14 protein-coding genes and 4 tRNA genes are annotated in these 16,894 nt (G+C 59.2%); 16 read left to right on the top strand and 2 right to left on the bottom strand.

The window, feature by feature from the left end; genetic code table 11:
* Positions 1 to 30: 30 nt before the first annotated feature.
* Positions 31 to 1,275 carry a trans-sulfuration enzyme family protein gene (locus F7D08_RS01600; RefSeq protein ID WP_152208968.1) on the bottom strand — a complete coding sequence of 415 codons (1,245 nt, stop codon included), beginning with the start codon at positions 1,273 to 1,275 and terminating at the stop codon, positions 31 to 33.
* A gap of 115 nt (positions 1,276 to 1,390) precedes the next feature.
* On the opposite strand from F7D08_RS01600, the gene F7D08_RS01595 reads away from it, so the two are divergent.
* From F7D08_RS01595 to dapC, 9 genes are all read left to right on the top strand, one after another.
* The gene (locus tag F7D08_RS01595) at positions 1,391 to 2,470 is read left to right on the top strand and encodes a histidinol-phosphate transaminase (RefSeq protein ID WP_152208967.1); all 1,080 of its coding nucleotides are present in this window, start codon (positions 1,391 to 1,393) and stop codon (positions 2,468 to 2,470) included.
* 159 nt (positions 2,471 to 2,629) lie between these two features.
* Positions 2,630 to 2,711 (top strand) — tRNA-Tyr (locus F7D08_RS01590).
* 1 nt (position 2,712) lies between these two features.
* Positions 2,713 to 2,784, top strand: a tRNA-Thr gene (locus F7D08_RS01585).
* Positions 2,785 to 2,788: 4 nt separating this feature from the next.
* Positions 2,789 to 2,862, top strand: a tRNA-Met gene (locus F7D08_RS01580).
* 62 nt (positions 2,863 to 2,924) lie between these two features.
* A complete protein-coding gene (gene rpmG, locus F7D08_RS01575) occupies positions 2,925 to 3,092 on the top strand; it encodes a 50S ribosomal protein L33 (protein ID WP_007053013.1) in 168 nt (55 codons plus the stop codon).
* Between the two features lie 184 nt (positions 3,093 to 3,276).
* The gene (locus tag F7D08_RS01570) at positions 3,277 to 4,506 is read left to right on the top strand and encodes a UDP-N-acetylmuramate dehydrogenase (protein WP_152208966.1); all 1,230 of its coding nucleotides are present in this window, start codon (positions 3,277 to 3,279) and stop codon (positions 4,504 to 4,506) included.
* Positions 4,507 to 4,617: 111 nt separating this feature from the next.
* Entirely contained in the window at positions 4,618 to 6,144 is a 1,527-nt protein-coding gene (locus tag F7D08_RS01565) for an amino acid permease (protein WP_152208965.1), read from the top strand.
* Positions 6,145 to 6,233: 89 nt separating this feature from the next.
* A complete protein-coding gene (gene fdxA, locus F7D08_RS01560) occupies positions 6,234 to 6,554 on the top strand; it encodes a ferredoxin (RefSeq protein ID WP_100493441.1) in 321 nt (106 codons plus the stop codon).
* Between the two features lie 109 nt (positions 6,555 to 6,663).
* Positions 6,664 to 7,866, top strand: a complete 1,203-nt coding sequence (gene dapC, locus F7D08_RS01555; protein WP_152208964.1) for a succinyldiaminopimelate transaminase — start codon at positions 6,664 to 6,666, stop codon at positions 7,864 to 7,866.
* On the opposite strand, the gene dinB is transcribed toward dapC, so the two are convergent.
* Positions 7,855 to 9,129: a DNA polymerase IV gene (dinB, locus tag F7D08_RS01550; RefSeq protein WP_152208963.1), complete on the bottom strand. Its 1,275-nt coding sequence runs from the start codon at positions 9,127 to 9,129 to the stop codon at positions 7,855 to 7,857. The genes dapC and dinB overlap by 12 nt on opposite strands.
* Positions 9,130 to 9,284: 155 nt before the next feature.
* Between dinB and F7D08_RS01545 the strand changes: the two genes are divergently transcribed.
* The 7 genes from F7D08_RS01545 (at position 9,285) to malQ (ending at position 16,739) form a co-directional block, all read left to right on the top strand.
* Positions 9,285 to 10,232: an EamA family transporter gene (locus F7D08_RS01545; RefSeq protein ID WP_152208962.1), complete on the top strand. Its 948-nt coding sequence runs from the start codon at positions 9,285 to 9,287 to the stop codon at positions 10,230 to 10,232.
* 68 nt (positions 10,233 to 10,300) lie between these two features.
* Positions 10,301 to 10,390: transfer RNA gene (locus tag F7D08_RS01540), tRNA-Ser, on the top strand.
* Between the two features lie 330 nt (positions 10,391 to 10,720).
* Complete coding sequence (locus F7D08_RS01535; protein ID WP_152208961.1) at positions 10,721 to 12,052, top strand: CapA family protein; 1,332 nt, start codon at positions 10,721 to 10,723, stop codon at positions 12,050 to 12,052.
* Between the two features lie 47 nt (positions 12,053 to 12,099).
* The gene (locus tag F7D08_RS01530) at positions 12,100 to 13,119 is read left to right on the top strand and encodes a D-2-hydroxyacid dehydrogenase family protein (protein WP_152208960.1); all 1,020 of its coding nucleotides are present in this window, start codon (positions 12,100 to 12,102) and stop codon (positions 13,117 to 13,119) included.
* 22 nt (positions 13,120 to 13,141) lie between these two features.
* On the top strand, positions 13,142 to 13,786 hold the full coding sequence (locus F7D08_RS01525; RefSeq protein WP_152208959.1) for an IMPACT family protein: 645 nt from the start codon (positions 13,142 to 13,144) through the stop codon (positions 13,784 to 13,786).
* A 29-nt stretch (positions 13,787 to 13,815) separates the two neighbouring features.
* Positions 13,816 to 14,469: an AbrB family transcriptional regulator gene (locus tag F7D08_RS01520; RefSeq protein WP_152208958.1), complete on the top strand. Its 654-nt coding sequence runs from the start codon at positions 13,816 to 13,818 to the stop codon at positions 14,467 to 14,469.
* A 104-nt stretch (positions 14,470 to 14,573) separates the two neighbouring features.
* The gene (malQ, locus tag F7D08_RS01515; protein ID WP_152208957.1) at positions 14,574 to 16,739 is read left to right on the top strand and encodes a 4-alpha-glucanotransferase; all 2,166 of its coding nucleotides are present in this window, start codon (positions 14,574 to 14,576) and stop codon (positions 16,737 to 16,739) included.
* Positions 16,740 to 16,894: the final 155 nt, after the last annotated feature.

Genomic DNA, 16,894 nt, shown 5'->3' with positions numbered 1-16,894 from the left:
CAACGCGCGGATGTGCTCTTCGGATGGGGCTCACACTGCGAAGCCGGCCGCGACCAGCGCGTGATCAATGTCGCGGATCAGATCGTCGGTATCCTCCAAGCCGATTGCCAGGCGGAAGAATCCGCGGTGGAACTCCGGCGGATAGAGGTACTGGCGCTCGTCATCTTCGCCCAAGAAGACGATCAGCGATTCATCATGGCCCAAGGAAACCGCGGAGGTGATCACATTGAGCTTGGAGACGAAGCGGTTGTGGCCGTCATGGTCGGTGTCCAAGCCGAATGAGAGCACACCGCCGAAACCGGAGTCAGGGCGGGCGAGCTGGCTCACCGCGACATCATGATGCGGATGCGATTCCAGGCCAGGATAGGCCACGAACCGCACCGAGGGAATCGACTCCAGGTGCTTGGCGATGGCCAGAGCCGAAGCGTTATGCTGGCGGATGCGCAGCGGTAGCGTCACCGATCCGCGGTTGATGAGCCAGGCGTTGAACGGTGAGATGATGCCGCCGAAGTTCACCTGTGCGGTGAATCGAATCTCGTCGGTGCGCGCCTTCGTGGTGGCGATGACGCCACCCAGTGCGTCGCCATGGCCATTGATGTATTTGGTGAGCGACTCGATGACGATATCCGCCCCCAAATCAAGCGGTCGCACATTGTACGGCGTATTGAACGTGTTATCCACGCTGACCAAGGTCTCGACACCGGTCTTCTTGCCGTGTTCGTGCACCAGATCGGCAATCGCCTTGATGTCGGAGACCTTGAGCGTCGGATTGGCCGGCGTCTCGATATGCACGAGCTTGGTGTTCGGACGCAGCGCGGCGGCGACGTTCTGTGGGTCGGAGGTATCTACGATCGAGGTCTCGATGCCATATTTCTCCGGCAAAATCTGGTTCAGCAGACGGTAAGCCGCAATATAGGTGGTATCGGAGAAGATCGCATGGTCCCCGCGGTTGAGGAACGTGGTGAAGGTGGCGGAAAGAGCGGCCACGCCGGAGGCGAGCACCACCGCGTCTTCGGAGCCTTCCAAGCGGGCGAGCTTCTCCTCCAGATACCGCTGGTTCGGGTGGCCGTTGCGGGTGTAGAGATTCACATCCGAGCTGGACCAGTTGATATCGGACGGGTCGTAGGGAAGCGCATAGGCGTTGGCGAGCGTGATAGGGCGGCGGATGGCGCCGGTTTCGGCGTCGACACCATTGCCGAGATGGATGGACAGCGTGCCGAACCCCAAGGGCTTGCCGTCGAAGGATTTGCCGTGATGTACCAGATCAGAAGTCATGTACCCCAGCATGCCAGCAGCCGGCATTGATGCGCAAGCATGCCCGATCAGCTGAAAACCGCGCAAATTCGGGCTTTTTGAGCACTGTATAAGAAAAACGGTATAGGATAGGGCCATGAGTTTCAAACATCGCAGCATCATCGACACCATCCCCTCCTACAAACAGGGCAAGCCGGCCCCCAAGGTGGAAGGCCAGCGTTCGTTTAAGATTTCCAGCAATGAGAGTGCTTTCGACCCGCTGCCCAGTGTGGTCAAGGCCATTGAAGGCCATGCGTTGCCGCATCTCAATCGTTACCCGGATATGCGTGGTTGGGCTGTGGTGGAGCGCCTGGCCGAGGAGATCGGCGTCAAGCCGGAGAACATCGTGCTCGGCTGCGGATCCACCGAAGTTATCACCCAGCTGGTGCAGCTCGTGGCCGGCCCCGGCGACGAAGTCGTCTATCCGTGGCGCAGCTTCGAGGCTTATCCGATCATCGTGGCTGGTGCTGGAGCCACCAGTGTGCAGGTGCCGAACCTGCCGGACGGCTCGCATGACATCGACGGTCTGATCAATGCGGTCAACGAGAAGACCCGTTTGGTGATTGTCAACAATCCGAACAACCCGACCTCCACCTCCGTGGCCGCAGCCGACGCCCACCGCCTTATAGAGGCCGTGCCTTCCGACGTGCTGGTGCTGTTCGACGAAGCCTACTTCCAGTTCAACACGGATGCCGATACCTCCGTGGCCATGGACCTCTTCCGTGAATTCCCGAACGTGGTGGTGGCCCACACCTTCTCCAAGGCCTACGGCCTGGCCGGCCTGCGTATCGGTTACGGCATCGCCCCGGAGGATGTGATCGACGGCATGCGTAAGGTGGCATTGCCGTTCGGCGTGACCGATGTGGCGCAAACTGCCGCGCTCGCCAGCCTCAATGCCTACGATGAGCTGACCGACCGTGTGAAGTCGATCATCTCCGAACGCAACCGTGTGGTGGCGGCGCTGAAGGATCAAGGATGGGAATTCCCGGAGCCATATGCGAACTTCTTCTGGCTGCCTCTGGGGGAGAAGACCGACGAAGCTGCCGCCCAGTTCCTGGCCGCGGGACTGTCCACGCGCGTCTTCTCCGGTGAGGGCATCCGTATCTCCATTGGTGAGGTGGAGGCCAACGACCTGGTCATCGACGTGTGTGCCAAGCTTAAGGCCGCTGGTTTCTAACTGGCCCTCTTGGGAATTCCAGGGAAAACCAGTTATGTAACGGATAGTGGAGGCTGTTGCGACACGCCGGAAGTGCACCTAAAGTTGCGTGAGTCCGCTGGATGTGTTTATATATCCGAGTTGCCTGTTGAGGTCGAACACCGCAGCGGGAAACAGACTGGCGGATTTCCCAAGCGGTCAAAGGGAGCTGACTGTAAATCAGCCGCTTCGTGCTTCAGTGGTTCGAATCCACTATCCGCCACGCCCCGATAGCTCAGTGGTAGAGCACTTCCTTGGTAAGGAAGAGGTCGTGAGTCCAATTCTCACTCGGGGCTCTCTGGCGGGGTAGCTCAGCTGGCTAGAGCGTACGACTCATAATCGTAAGGTCAAGAGTTCGAGCCTCTTCCTCGCTACAAACTGCGCCCGCTAACCGGTGGGCGCATATTATACCTAGTAAACACAGAGGTGAATGAGAATGGCTAAGAGCGCCGACATCCGTCCGGGCATCACGCTGGCCTGCACCGAGTGCAAGGAGCGCAACTACATTACGACGAAGAACCGTCGTAACACCCCAGATCGTCTTGAGCTCAAGAAGTTCTGCCCGCGCTGCGGCAAGCAGACCGTGCACCGCGAGACTCGTTGATCGCACGGTATCAAGCTTCAAAACCCAGTCCATGTGGCTGGGTTTTTTCATATCTGTCACCGATTACGGGCTGAAATGGACGTTTCTGACGATTCGAAGCGCCAAATCGGTCATTCAAGAGTCGAAAAACGTCCATTCCGGCCCGTATTTCAACTTAAGCCTATTCCCACTAGGATAGAGAACCATGACTAGCTTTGCGGATATCACCACTATGGGCGTGGGCGGCGAAATCGCCCATTTCATTGAACCAACCACGCGTGTCGGCCTGATTGAGGCCGTGGAGGACGCCGATTCCAAGGGCCTGCCGCTGGTGGTGATCGGCGGAGGCTCGAATATGCTTATCGCCGACGAGCCATTCAACGGTGTGGTGGTGCGTGACGCTCGCAAACTCATCACTGTGCCGGATGAGGCCGCGCCGGTGGAAGGTCAGGACCGTACCGTTCATGTGAATGCGGAGGCTGGTGCCAACTGGGATGATTTCGTGGCTTTCACCGTGGAAATCGGGCTCGAGGGCGTTGAAGGTCTTTCCGGCATCCCCGGCACGGTAGGCGCGTCCGTGGTGCAGAATATTGGAGCTTACGGCCAGGAAGTGGCCACCTCGGTGGAATCAGTGGAGGTTTGGGATCGCAAGACCAAGACCACGCGTGACCTGACGCCTGAGGATTTTCATTTCGGCTACCGTTACTCCGCGCTCAAAGCCAGCATGTACCAGGCTCCAGGCGTTCCGGCCGCCGAATTCTTCCCGACCCCGCGTTATGTGGTGCTCTCGGTGACATTCGCGCTCACTCACTCCGCACAAGGCACGGTGGGGTATGGTCAGCTTGCCAGGGCTCTGGGCGTTGAGGTCGGTGATCGCATGTCCACCGAGGAAATCCGCGAAGCGGTGCTCAACGTGCGTGCGGCCAAGGGCATGCTCGAGGATCCCACCCGATATGCATTGCCGGCGATGGCCGATGCCAAGCGTGAGCATAATATTCTGGCTGACCTTCGCCGTTTGGAGACGCTCAACGAGGCGGCCGGCGCCAATCCAACCGAAGATGGTTTGCCCGCCCCCGACTACAATCGCCACAGTTGTGGTTCGTTCTTTATGAATCCGATTTTGCCGGTCGATCAGGCGAAAAACCTGCCTGAGGATGCGCCTCGATTCGATGCGACCTTGCCGAGCGGCGAACCGGGCATCAAGACTTCCGCCGCATGGCTGATTGACCATGCCGGCTGCCACAAGGGATTCGCCATCGCTTCCGATGCGCCGGCCAGCCTGTCCACACAGCATACATTGGCGCTCACCAATCGAGGGAAGGCGACGGCCAAGGATATCGAGCAGCTCGCTCGCGCGGTTCAGCAGCATGTGCGCGACGCGTTCGGCATCGAGCTGATTCCCGAACCGGTGTGCGTGGGCGTGCTGGGCAAGTAGGTGTCATGGAAGTTACCGATAGGTAATAGACAAGTCACACGGCCTCTTCTATACTCGTTTCTCGATGTTTTTTGCGTGCTCAGGTGCGCTCTAGAGAAAAGAGAAGGCTTTATGCAACTGTTCCGTACGAAATCCGTCGAACAGACCATTGCCGAAACAGGTGAAGAGGGCCGCAAGCTCAAGCGCAACCTGACTTGGTGGGATCTGTCCATTATGGGCGTCGCCGTCGCTGTCGGCGCCGGCATCTTCTCCGTGGGTGCTCAGGCGGCCGCCTTCCATGCCGGGCCAGCCGTGATCATCAGCTTCCTGATCGCCGGCATCGTGTGCGGTGCGGCCGTGATGTGCTACGCCGAATTCGCGTCGATGATTCCGGTGGCCGGCTCCGCCTACACCTTCACCTACACCACGGTGGGCGAACTGATGGCATGGATCATCGGCTGGGATCTGATTCTGGAAATGCTCATGGCCGGTTCCGTGATTTCCAAGTACTGGGGCGTGTACCTCAACGACTTCATGCGCCTGATGGGCTGGAACGCCAACACCAACCTGACCTTCGGCTCCTTCCACATCGATGTGGCGCCGATCATCATCGTGGCGTTCTTCACCACCCTGCTCGTCTTCGGCACCAAGATCGGCGCCCGTGTGGATGGCGCGATGACCGTGCTCAAGATTGCCATCGTGTTCTTCGTGGTGATCGTCGGTTTCTTCTACGTCAAGGCCTCCAACTTCACGCCGTTCATTCCGCCGGCCGAGCCGGCCTCCTCGGTGCAGAGCTCCACGGCCGTCTCCGGTGTGATGGGCCAGCCGTTGTGGCAGTGGGCCACCGGCATGGTGCCGTCCATCTATGGCGTGCCGGGCATCCTCTCGGGTGCGGCGCTCGTGTTCTTTGCGTTCATCGGCTTCGACGTAGTGGCCACTGCCTCCGAGGAGACCAAGGATCCGCACAAGAACGTGCCGCTGGGTATCGGCGTGGGCATGGCCCTGATCATCATCATGTACATGCTCGTGGCCATCGTGACCACCGGCATGGTCTCCTACAAGGAGCTCGCCCAGCAGGATAGCCCGTCGCTCGCCACCGCGTTCGAGCTGGTCGGCGCCAATTGGGCGGCCAAGATCATCAGCTTCGGTATCGTGCTGGGCCTCGCCACCGTGGTGATGGTGCTGTTGCTCGGCCTGACTCGTATCGTCTTCGCTATGAGTCGTGACGGCCTGCTGCCTCGCAGCCTGTCCAAGACCGGTAAGCATGGCACTCCGGCAGGCCTGCAGATCGCCGTGGGCGTTGTGGTGGCACTGGTCGCTGCCCTGTTCGACATCGGCGTGCTCTCCGACATGGTGAACATCGGCACGCTGTCCGCCTTCACGCTGGTGGCCATCTCCATTCCGATCATGCGTAAGAAGCGCCCTGATCTGCCGCGTGCCTTCAAGATTCCGGGCAACCCGTGGGTGCCGATTGTGATTGGCCTGGCGAACCTGTGGCTCATGCTGAACCTCACCGTGCTCACCTGGATTCGTTTCATCGTGTGGCTGGTGGTCGGCTTCGCCATTTACTTCGGCTACGGTTATTGGCATGCGCGTCTGGGAACCGGTGACCTGACCGAGAAGCTTTCCGCCGAAACCGATAAGGCCATCAACGGCTGACACGCTCGTTGAAACGCGTGCTGACGCCGTGTCAAAGCGTCCGGTCGCGAGCCTAGAATTGACACAGCGTTATTTCCAAGGAGGATTCCATGCCATACGTTGTTGCGCAGCCTTGCGTGGATGTCAAGGACAAGGCCTGTGTGGACGAGTGCCCGGTCGACTGCATCTACGAAGGCTCTCGTTCTCTGTACATCAATCCGAACGAATGCGTTGACTGCGGCGCATGCGAGCCGGTGTGCCCCACCGAAGCCATCTTCTATGAGGATGATCTGCCGGATGAGTGGGCTTGGTACAAGGACGCCGCTGTGAGCTTCTTCGCTGAAGTCGGCGATCTGGGTGGTGCTTCCGCCCACGGCCCGATTGGTAAGGATCCCGAACAGGTGGCAGCTCTACCCCCGCAGAATCAGTGAATTTCAGTGATGTATTGAGTGCATGCTGATTTGCGCATCTCGAACCCCCGACCGCACTGGCCGGGGGTTCGTCGTATCTTAGGAACAGCACTGTGAAGAAAGGGTTTCTATGGGCTTCCACGCATACTCCTCCCCGTACGATTGGTCTCGCATCGCCGGTTATAAGGCCACAGCCAAAACCGTGCCCGGCGGCATGATTGATTTATCGGTCGGCTCTCCCGTGGACCCTGTGCCTTCCAGCGTGCAGCAGGCGCTCATTGCCGCGGCGGATGCTTCCAATGCGCATGGCTATCCGGTCACCGCCGGTACCGCAGACCTGAAAGATGCCATCGATGATTGGTTCCGCGTCATGCGCGGTGTGGACTTGAAGTCCATCAACGCAGCTGCCGTGCCCACAGTCGGCTCCAAGGAAGCCGTGGCGCTTATGGCCAGTCTGCTGCATCTCGGTCCCGGAGATGTGGTGGTGCAGCCGCGCGTATCCTACCCGACCTACGAAATCGGCACCCAGCTGGCCGGGGCCACCGTGCTCAAGGTCGATGACGTGACCGATGTGGACTCCTGGGCCGACGTGCCGAACGTCAAGGCCATCTGGGTCAACTCTCCATGCAATCCCACCGGTGAGGTCATCGGAGCTGATTGGCTTGCCGGCATCATCGCTGCCGCACGTCGCATTGGCGCCGTCGTGCTTTCGGATGAATGCTATGCATTGATGGACTGGCGCTCGGCGCGTTCGGCCGCTGGCGCTTCCATAAACGGGGAGCTGGAATCCAATGAACCCGCTGCCGCGGACCGTTCCTTCATGCTGTCCGCTACGCCGTGCGCATTGAGCCCGCAGGTCTGTGAGGGGTCTGCAGACGGCATTCTGGTGCTGTATTCGCTTTCCAAACAGTCGAATATGGCCGGTTACCGTACGGCTCTGATCGCCGGTGACTACCGTCTGGTGCGCGAGATGAGCGAATACCGCAAGCAGATTGGCGAGATCATCCCCGGACCGGTGCAGGCGGCCATGGCCGCAGGCCTGCGCGATACCGCTGCCGTGCATCAGCAGTGGACTCGCTATCGTAACCGTTTGACTGCGCTGGTCGAGGCGCTGAAGGCCTATGGGTATGATTCCGTTCGCATGCCTGCCGGCGCGCTGTATGTGTGGGTGCGGGCCAAGTCCGACGATTGCTGGACCGATATGGCCAAGCTCGCCGAAATCGGCATCATTCCAAGCCCTGGCGAGTTCTATGGCGCTCCTGCATACCTGCGTTTCTCCGCCACCGCCACCGATGAAGCCATCCGGGAGGCGTGCGTTCGTCTACGCGCCTAGACGAGCCGCGCTGCTGCCGAATTTGCGGCGAACCGCATCAAGCGCGGCCTCGGCATCATGCCGGCGTGCCTGCGCCGTGCTGCCGTGCGTATCAATGGTTTCCTCAAGCATGTCGTCCAGAGAAGGCTGCACGGCAGTGGACGCGGCGTCACTCAACGACGATGCGCTCATGCCCGCTAGTCGGATCAGTTTCGGCAGCTGGGTATCCGCCCCGACGGCAAGCGGCATGCCCAGCATGATTTTCAACTGCTTGACGGATTCGGGATACAGCACACCTGCCGTATTGGTCGGGCGCTCCATAGTGAACGATCGAGTCTGATAGCTCAGATCGGCAAACCGTAGCTTGACCGTAAGCGTGCGAGCCACCAATCCCTTGCGCCGCAATGTGCAGGCCACCTCATCGCAGGCCGAACGCAGCAGATCGCACACCACACGCATATTGCGCGTATCCTGCATCAGCGTGCGCTCCGAACCAATGGATTTCTCCTCGCGTACCGGGGTGACCTGACGTGCATCCAATCCATGGGAGGCCGCCCATAATCCACGCGCCACAGCTGTGGACCCCGTGGCGCGGGCCAGGGACGTTTCATCCATGCTGGCCAGCTCAGCCACTGAAGCCACACCCCAGGCGTTCAACCGCTTCTCCAGCGAAGGGCCGATGCCCGGTATGCCGCGCAACGGCATCATCTGCACGAATTCAGCGGACCGGGCCGCGGGAATCAGCAGCATGCCGTCCGGTTTGGCGTTGGTGGAGGCCATCTTGGCCACCAGTTTGTTGGTGGCGATGCCAACAGAGCATGTCACATGGAAGCGTTGCGAGACCTGTTCTCGAATCCAAGCGCCGATTGCGCTTGGCTCGCCCCATTGCAGCAGTGCGGCGGACACGTCCATATAGCCTTCATCCACCGAGACCTGCTCAAAGCGGTCGGTGACGGTCAGGAATACCTCATGCATGATCCGGTGCGACATCATGCGGTAATAGCGCATATCCACCGGCAGAAAAATACCGTTCGGGCACAGCTGACGTGCCCGGGCCGAGGGCATGGCCGAATTGATGCCATAACGTCGCGCCTCATAGCTCGCGGCGGACACAACCGAACGCGGCCCGGTGCCGATGATCACCGGCTTGCCTGTGAGTTCCGGATGCCTCGCCACCTCAAGCGAGGCGTAAAACGCATCCATATCGATATGCAGCACCGTGCAGCCGGTCTCATCATGACCCCAATCGCGTTTGGCGGCAGCCAGCCTCGGTGCAGTACTCATGCCATGTATTCTATGTCCACGCAACGTCTTGGACGATGTGTTGGACAGTGTTCACTATGTGTGCATGAATGGCCGAATCCCATCATCGGGTTCGCATCGTGGCACAGTTCACGCGAGCGCGGCACTGTCCCGGCTCTGCGTGTAGCGTGAGGTCTATGAAGAAGGCAGTGGTCGGTATTCTCAATCGTGTTCCTGTGGTGCTTATCGTGATTGGCGAGGCGCTGGTCATCTATACGGCCACGGCCATTGCCAAACTGGCGTTCACTCAACTCGATCCGTTGTATTCCGTGTGGTATCGCGTTGGATTCATGACGCTGCTGCTGCTCGCTTGGCGCAGGCCTTGGCAGCGGTCCAAGCGGAACAGGCTGTTTCGTCGCAGCGCTCGCAGTTGGGGGCTTGTGGTGTTGTTCGGATGCGCATTGGTGCTGATGAACACGATGTTTTATGTGGCCATCAGCAATATGGATATGGGCATTGCCGTGGCCATCGAATTCATTGGGCCTTTATCCGTGGCGGTGATTACCGGGCGTAGCTGGCGCGAACGGTTGGGCATCGGCATCGCCGCGATCGGCGTGGTGTTGCTTGCCGGCATTTCATTATCCAATCCGGCCGGCAGCGGCAGCTTCCTTGTTGGTCTGATCGCGATTCTGATCGGCGGCTCGATGTGGGGCGTGTATATTGTCACTGGGCGTCGTGTGGCTGCTGGCGGCAACTCGTTGGACAATTTATGCATTGCCGTGACCATTGGTTGGTTCGTGCAATCGCTGTTCCTGGGCGTCCCGGCGGTGAAACATGTGATCTGGCCCAAATCCGATGCCACATGGGCGTTGGAGGCAGGCGGGCCGATCAAGTTGCTGGCGCTATTGTTCGTGATTTCCTTTATGGCCTCGTTCATCCCGTACATAGTGGAGCAGATCACGTTGAGACGGGCCACGTCTGGCGCATTCTCCGTCATGCAGTCCATCAACCCTGCCATGGCAGTGGTTGTGGGTCTTGCCATTGGCGAGATTCCAGGTGTCGGGGAACTGATTGGCGTGGCATTGGTCATCTTCGCGGTGATTGTCACCTTCTCCGGTGATGCGGCGCCAGCGAAAGGAAAATGACTGCGCGCGGCACGCCGTATCCGCGGTTCGTGATACAGTAATGTGCTGTTGCGCTCAACGTGCAACGTGGAGTCATGCCTGAGTGGCCGATAGGGGCACCCTGCTAAGGTGTTAGTCGCGTAAGCGGCTCGAGGGTTCGAATCCCTCTGACTCCGCCACCAAGGGTTTTGCGAGAAATCGCAAAACCCTTTTTTTATGCCGAAAACGGCGGAATAATGCCGGTTTCAGAGGTATGGGGCAAGAACTGGAATCGCGGAAATACCTTGTATGGGACCATGTGGGGAGTAAACGAAAGGGCGGAGCCGAATCCGCTGCAGCCGGCAACCGACGTGTAGCGGAGCCGGAGGTACGCCATTGTCCGCCCGTCTCCATCCGCTATTCTAGCGGCAGCGAAAAAACGGCACGGCGAAAAAAGACCATCATTTGACCCGAATGTGTCATATTCTGGCCATGAGAGAAGTTCAACAACGATGTGCGAGGGTGAGGCAATGGGTCATATCAGAGGTCAAGGGCAGCACAGGGGAGCTCGATCAGGCGGTGAGCGCGTTGCCGCTGTCGTCGTATTCATTTGCGCATTGGCCATTGCGCTTGGCGTCGGACTGTGGTTCGGTATTCAGCACCGCAATGCTGCGCAGCAGGATTATGCCTCCGCTACGGCTACGAGCAAAGAGTTGAGCAAAGCGCAGCATGCTCCGGTTCCGGTGTCTGAACATCATGGCAATTCACCGGACTGCCCGGATCAGGATTGCATCGCATTGCTGGTCAATGGCGATTTGCTATTCCATGCTGGTCTGTGGAACCAATTCAGTGGCGTCGATACCAGTGCCACGGATGGCACCGCATTCAACTTCGATCCGCTTTTCGAACCGATGAAGCAGTACATTCAGGCATCGGACATCGCCGTGTGCAATTTCGAGACCCCGGTTGCCCAGCGTGGCGGTCCATACTCCGCCTACCCGATTTTCAATGTTCCGCCTGAAGTGGCGGATGCCGCTCGCAATGTGGGATATAACGCATGCACGCATGCGACTAATCACTCGTGGGACCAAGGTGCGGATGGCATCGCACGCCTCTGGGATACGCTGGCGGCCGACGGCATCGCACAGACCGGTTCCTACAAAACCGAAGAGGACTCCATGCAGCCGTTGGTCATCGATTCTCCGACCGGCGGCGGCAAGCTTGGCTTGATTGCCGGAACGGTGTCGCTTAACGGGCAGGTCGCGGATGCCGACTGGCGCGTCGACCGACTGCGCGACACGGATGACCCCCATCATGCCAGCGATATTCAGCGTGCCGTCGATAAGGCCAACAAGGCGCGTGAACAAGGCGCTGATATCGTGGCCATCGCCATGCATTCGGTCGTGGAATACATCGACTACGCTGACTCCTGGCAGATCACTGAGGCGCATGAGCTTGCGGATACCGGCGCATTCGATGTGATCTACGGCGCCGGATGCCATTGCGCACAGCCCATCGAGAACTATAACGGCACGTGGATCATCTATGGACTGGGCAACGCCGTTACTGAAAGCGCGTCTGCCGAAACCATAGTGAACAACCAAGGTGTCACCGCACGCATCCAATTCGCAGGAAGGAAAGGCGTCAAAGGATCCTGGCGCGTGAGCCGCATCGATTGGCTGCCCACCGCGAACCAGCAGCAGGGCGCATACCGATGGTGCCCGATCTCCAGCGACCACCCGATAGGCGCATGCTGGTCCGAAACGCAGGATGCCCAAGTGCGCCAGCGTATCTGGGATGTCATCTACTCCATGGGCGCGGACCAGAACGTGGTGCGCGAGTGGAACATCACACAGGAATAGCGGCCGAATCATGCTGATTCTCCCATGGGCGGCCTAATGTGGTTGCCATGACCGAGATCTATGAAACGCAGCCTGAACGCACTGATTTGCCGCTGGTCGTTATGCCTTCCGTATTGCAGTCGATGATCGAACCCATCAAGGCCCAATTTCCTGCATTGCATGACGTGGCTCGTGTGCGCATGTTCGAGGAATTCACCTCGGACGAGTCGGTGATTGCCGAGCGAGTCACCGATGCTGATGCCCTGCTTGTGGGCGGTTACCATATCTCGGATGACCTGTTGAATGGTTTGGGTGAACATAGCAATGTCAAATGCATTGTGTTCTGCGGCACTGGCGTGGCCAGCTACATCAATCTGGACCTTGCCCGCCAGCTCAAGATTCGTGTGTGTAACGCCGAACATTACGGTGATCATGCAGTAGCCGAGCATACGTTCGCATTGATGCTCGAACTCGTACGCCGCACCGGTCAGCTGGATGCCGACGTGAAGGCCGGCAACTGGGCATGGGCCGGTGGCGATGGCCTGCAACTGGCCGGTCGCAAGCTCGGCATCATCGGACTGGGCGGCATCGGTTCCACGGTGGCGGGCATCGCACAGGCGTTCGGCCTTCAGGTCAGTGCATGGAACTCGCATGTGCCGGAAGAACACTTCGCGCGCACCGGTGCACGTCCCGTCGATGACTTGGATGAGCTGATCGCCGGCAGCGATATCGTCTCCGTGCATCTGCCGCTCAACAATGCCACGCGAGGCATCATCACCGCTGAGAATCTCGCGCATCTGAGGCCTGGCACGTTGTTCATCAACACCGCACGTTCCGAAGTCATCGAATCCGGGGCTTTGCTCGCACGCCTGAGCAATGGCGACATTCCCGCGGGATTGGATGTGTTCGACCATGAGCCGCTGGCCGCCGACGATCCCATCTGCCATGTGTCCGGTATTGTGCTCACCCCGCATGTCGGCTGGCGCACCGATGGCGCCTTCAAGGAGCTCACTCGCCAGATGATTCAGTGCCTGACCGCATACTTCGCCGGAGAAGACTACAACGTCGTCGTCTCCGAACGCGGATGATTGTTCTGATACGCTCACGCCTATGCAGACGATTCTGAACACTCCCGAAACCCCTGCGCATGATGCGCTGGTCGAGAAAAAGTCCGAATTCATCGGAGACGCCGCGCATGTATCCACGCTCGAAGACGCGATCGCGTTCGTCAACACCATCCGTGAGCGGCATCCCAAAGCACGCCATGTGGCGTATGCGGCGGTGTGCGGCGGTGCCGATGGGCGGCTTTCCGAACGTATGAGCGATGACGGCGAGCCGTCCGGAACGGCGGGGAAGCCGATTCTTGATGTGCTCAAGCAATCCGGCACCACTGATTGCGTGGTGGCGGTCACCCGGTACTTCGGTGGCATTCTGCTGGGCTCGGGAGGCCTGGTTCGCGCCTATTCCTCGGCGGCTTCCTTGGCCATGAAAGCCGCGCAGGTGGCGCGTATCATGACTGCACAACGGTACTGTGTGCGGCTCGAATATCCGCAGCTTGCGCGATTCCAGCAGATATTGGCACAAGTCGGCGGCAGCCAGGAAGATGAGCAGTACACAATGAATGTGGTCTTGACTGCCGTGGTACCTGTGGAATCTGCCGCACGATTCGAAGAACGTGTGCGAGAAGCCTTCAATGCTGCAGTGGTACCGGAATCGCTTGACCGGATCAATATCCCCGTTGCCGTAGCGCACTGAATGCCGCAAAACCGGCTAAGGTGGAGAGCATGACTGACAACGACGAAACCGAACAGCAAATCGACTCGGCAGCCGATGATTCTGCGACAACGGAGGCGAAGAACTTCGAGCCGCTGACCGTGGCGTATGAACGGCTGCGCCACTCCACCGATTCCGCCGAACTCTCGGAATTCGCACGCAGACCCTTGCCGGATCGATCCAATCAGGCCGCGTTTTCCCGTGCCACCGCATTGTTGGAAGCCGTGGCCGGCAATCGTCACACCCCGGTCGAAGATCGCGTATTCCTGGCCACCACCATGCCGTTCCCGAACGTGTTGGTCAAACTATCAGAAGACCCGGAGGCTTCGGTTCGCCAGGCCGTGGCGGCCAACGAGGATGATAAGAACTGGCTGGTGGGCCGTCTGACCAAGGATCCTGTGCCGGAGGTGCGCGACCACGCTTTACGCAATAAGCGCACGAGTTGGAAGATGCGTCTTGAAGGGGCTCAGGACCCCACGGCTGACACCGAGACGCTGGATTTCCTTGGCTCTCTCGGTACCGAGCGTGAAGAGGGCGCTCCAGCGGTACTGGCTTCGATGGTGCGCAGGGCGGTAGCGTTGAACCCGAATACTTCTCAGAGCATGCTGGAGAAGCTGGCGAACGATCCATCTCAGGAGGTTCGTAACGCTCTCGCACAGCGATAGTTTTCGCATCCTCACGGTATCGCCTACTGAACAATAGGAAAATTCAGCCAATTGAGTCGTTTGCGTTACAGCGTTGCGTGCATAAGGGGCGTTAGACTGAGGCTATGAGTGAGAACACTGAGAATGAGGAGCGATTGGCCCGCCCGCTGATTCGTCTTGCCAAGCTTGTCGGCATCGGCACTAGCTACATGGGTATGAGCCATGATTACCACGAAATCGACGACGAAGTCCTGATCGAGGTACTTGCCGCTTTGGGCATCGAAGCCCGTGACGAAGACAGTCAGGATGCCGCGATCCGTCGCATCCTGAAAGAACGCTATTCCAGGCTGGTGGCGCCGACCGTGCTGCACACGGCTGGTGTGGAAGATCAGGTGCTGGTCAACACCGGCATTCTGGAGACCCCGAGCGCCACCATCACGCTGGAAAATGGCGAGATGTACGAGGGCGTGGTGGAGGTAGGGCCGGGGGACGGCTCGCAGGCATTCGACCTCGGCGATCGATTCGTCTCCACCGCCGCGCTGGTCATCCCGGCAGATTTGCCCGTGGGGTACCACAAGCTGCATGTCACGGTGGGCGAGCGTACGCAGGATGCCACGCTGATCAGCGCGCCCAGCAAGGTCGATCTGCTCGACCCGATGAAGAACGGCAGCCTTTGGGGCTGGATGGCACAGCTGTATTCGATTCGTTCGTCCGGATCATGGGGTGTGGGCGATTACGAGGATTTGAAGACGATGCTGGTCGACGCCAAGAAGAAGACCGGTGCTGATTTCATTCTCATCAACCCGGTGCATGCCGCCGAGCCGGTTTCTCCCCTCACTCCATCACCGTATCTGCCGGTGAGCCGCCGACTCGTCAACTTCACCTATATTCGCCCTGAGTCAGTCCCCGAATATGCCGGGCTCCCCGAGGACGCCAGGAATCAGGTGGACTCGCTTCACTCCGATGTGGACCCGTTGAATGGCGATGCGCAGCTGATCGATCGCGACGCCATGTGGCGCAGCAAGATGCACGCGCTATGGATCATCTTCAAGGCGGGCCGCAGCGCACAGCGCCAGGCCGAGTTCGACCAGTTCAAGGCCAACAGCGGCTCCGATCTGGAGGCATACGCCACGTGGTGCCTGTGCTACGACAAGTGGGGTGCCCCCACCGCCGACAAGAACGGTTGGGAACAGGCGCTGAACCGCGATTCCACGCAAATCGCCAATCTGAAAGACCAGTTCCCGGATACCCTGGACTTCTACCGCTGGCTCGAATGGATTGCCGTGGAACAGCTTGCCGCAGCCCAACAGGCGGCTAAGGATGCCGGCATGCGCATCGGCATCATGTCCGATATGGCTGTGGGCGTGCACCCTTACGGTGCCGATGTGTGGTGGAACCCCGAACGGTTCGCCAAGGGTGCCACAGTCGGCGCTCCGCCGGATATGTTCAATCAGCAGGGGCAGAATTGGAGCCAGCCTCCGCTGAGTCCGCTTGATCTTGAAGCCACGGGATACCAGACCTATCGCAATATGGTGCATGACATGTTCGCGCGTGCCGGTGCGGTGCGCATCGATCATATTCTCGGCCTGTTCCGTTTATGGTGGATTCCGGAAGGCCATTCCGCCGTGGACGGTGCCTACGTGTACTACGACTCAGACATCATGCTGGGCATTCTGGCCATCGAAGCCTCTCGCGCAGGTGGCGTGGTCGTCGGCGAGGATCTGGGTGTGGTTCCGGAGCATGTGGCTGATTCTCTGGCGAGCCACGGTATTCTGGGCTGCGCGGTGGAATGGTTCGAGCAGCGTGATGGCGTGTTCCGCAAGCCGTCCGGGTACCGTCCTTATGCGTTGGCCTCGGTGAACACGCATGATTTGCCGCCGGCCGCCGGGTATCTTGAGTATGAGCACGTCAAGATTCGTGAACGGCTTGGCCTGCTCACCGGGCCGGCCGAGGAGTTCGAAGCTTCGGCCAAGGCCGAGCAGGATGCCATGATCGCCATGCTGGTCGATCAGGGCTATCTGGATGCCGCCGCCGCAGAGGATCGCGTGGCTCATGAATCTGAAATCGTCGATGCGTTGTATCGCGCACTGAAGGATGCGCCTTGCAAGCTGTTCGCCGCTTCCATCACCGATGCGGTGGGGGAGAAGCGCGCGCAGAACCAGCCCGGCACCAATAACGAATACCCGAACTGGCGTATTCCGTTGGCTGATGCCAAGGGCAACGTGGTGCCGCTCGACTCGATCTTCGACACCCCGGGGGCCCAGCGGTTCGCACAGATTTTCAACAGCTAAATCGGATTATTTCGGGTACCTCAATGCCGACGCTAGTTGCAGCGTCGGCATTTTCTTTTTGACTGTAGGATTTTGAACACTGACTGTAGGATTTCCAACGTTTTTCGTTCAAAATCCTACAGTCAACGTGTATATTCCTACAGTCAGTGTTCAAA

Source organism: Bifidobacterium cebidarum (assembly GCF_009193305.1).
Taxonomy (GTDB): domain Bacteria; phylum Actinomycetota; class Actinomycetes; order Actinomycetales; family Bifidobacteriaceae; genus Bifidobacterium; species Bifidobacterium cebidarum.
The sequence above is the reverse complement of the archived record's forward strand: the minus strand, read 5'-3'. Positions and strand labels throughout refer to the sequence as shown.

Excerpts from the sequence above, each read along its gene's own strand:
- F7D08_RS01570 (WP_152208966.1), top strand. The coding sequence starts at position 3,277 with ATGACTAGCTTTGCGGATATCACCACTATGGGCGTGGGCGGCGAAATC.
- F7D08_RS01595 (WP_152208967.1), top strand. The coding sequence starts at position 1,391 with ATGAGTTTCAAACATCGCAGCATCATCGACACCATCCCCTCCTACAAA.
- dinB (WP_152208963.1), bottom strand. The coding sequence starts at position 9,129 with ATGAGTACTGCACCGAGGCTGGCTGCCGCCAAACGCGATTGGGGTCAT.
- F7D08_RS01565 (WP_152208965.1), top strand. The coding sequence starts at position 4,618 with ATGCAACTGTTCCGTACGAAATCCGTCGAACAGACCATTGCCGAAACA.
- malQ (WP_152208957.1), top strand. The coding sequence starts at position 14,574 with ATGAGTGAGAACACTGAGAATGAGGAGCGATTGGCCCGCCCGCTGATT.
- fdxA (WP_100493441.1), top strand. The coding sequence starts at position 6,234 with ATGCCATACGTTGTTGCGCAGCCTTGCGTGGATGTCAAGGACAAGGCC.
- F7D08_RS01600 (WP_152208968.1), bottom strand. The coding sequence starts at position 1,275 with ATGACTTCTGATCTGGTACATCACGGCAAATCCTTCGACGGCAAGCCC.
- dapC (WP_152208964.1), top strand. The coding sequence starts at position 6,664 with ATGGGCTTCCACGCATACTCCTCCCCGTACGATTGGTCTCGCATCGCC.
- rpmG (WP_007053013.1), top strand. The coding sequence starts at position 2,925 with ATGGCTAAGAGCGCCGACATCCGTCCGGGCATCACGCTGGCCTGCACC.
- F7D08_RS01520 (WP_152208958.1), top strand. The coding sequence starts at position 13,816 with ATGACTGACAACGACGAAACCGAACAGCAAATCGACTCGGCAGCCGAT.
- F7D08_RS01535 (WP_152208961.1), top strand. The coding sequence starts at position 10,721 with ATGGGTCATATCAGAGGTCAAGGGCAGCACAGGGGAGCTCGATCAGGC.
- F7D08_RS01525 (WP_152208959.1), top strand. The coding sequence starts at position 13,142 with ATGCAGACGATTCTGAACACTCCCGAAACCCCTGCGCATGATGCGCTG.
- F7D08_RS01545 (WP_152208962.1), top strand. The coding sequence starts at position 9,285 with ATGAAGAAGGCAGTGGTCGGTATTCTCAATCGTGTTCCTGTGGTGCTT.
- F7D08_RS01530 (WP_152208960.1), top strand. The coding sequence starts at position 12,100 with ATGACCGAGATCTATGAAACGCAGCCTGAACGCACTGATTTGCCGCTG.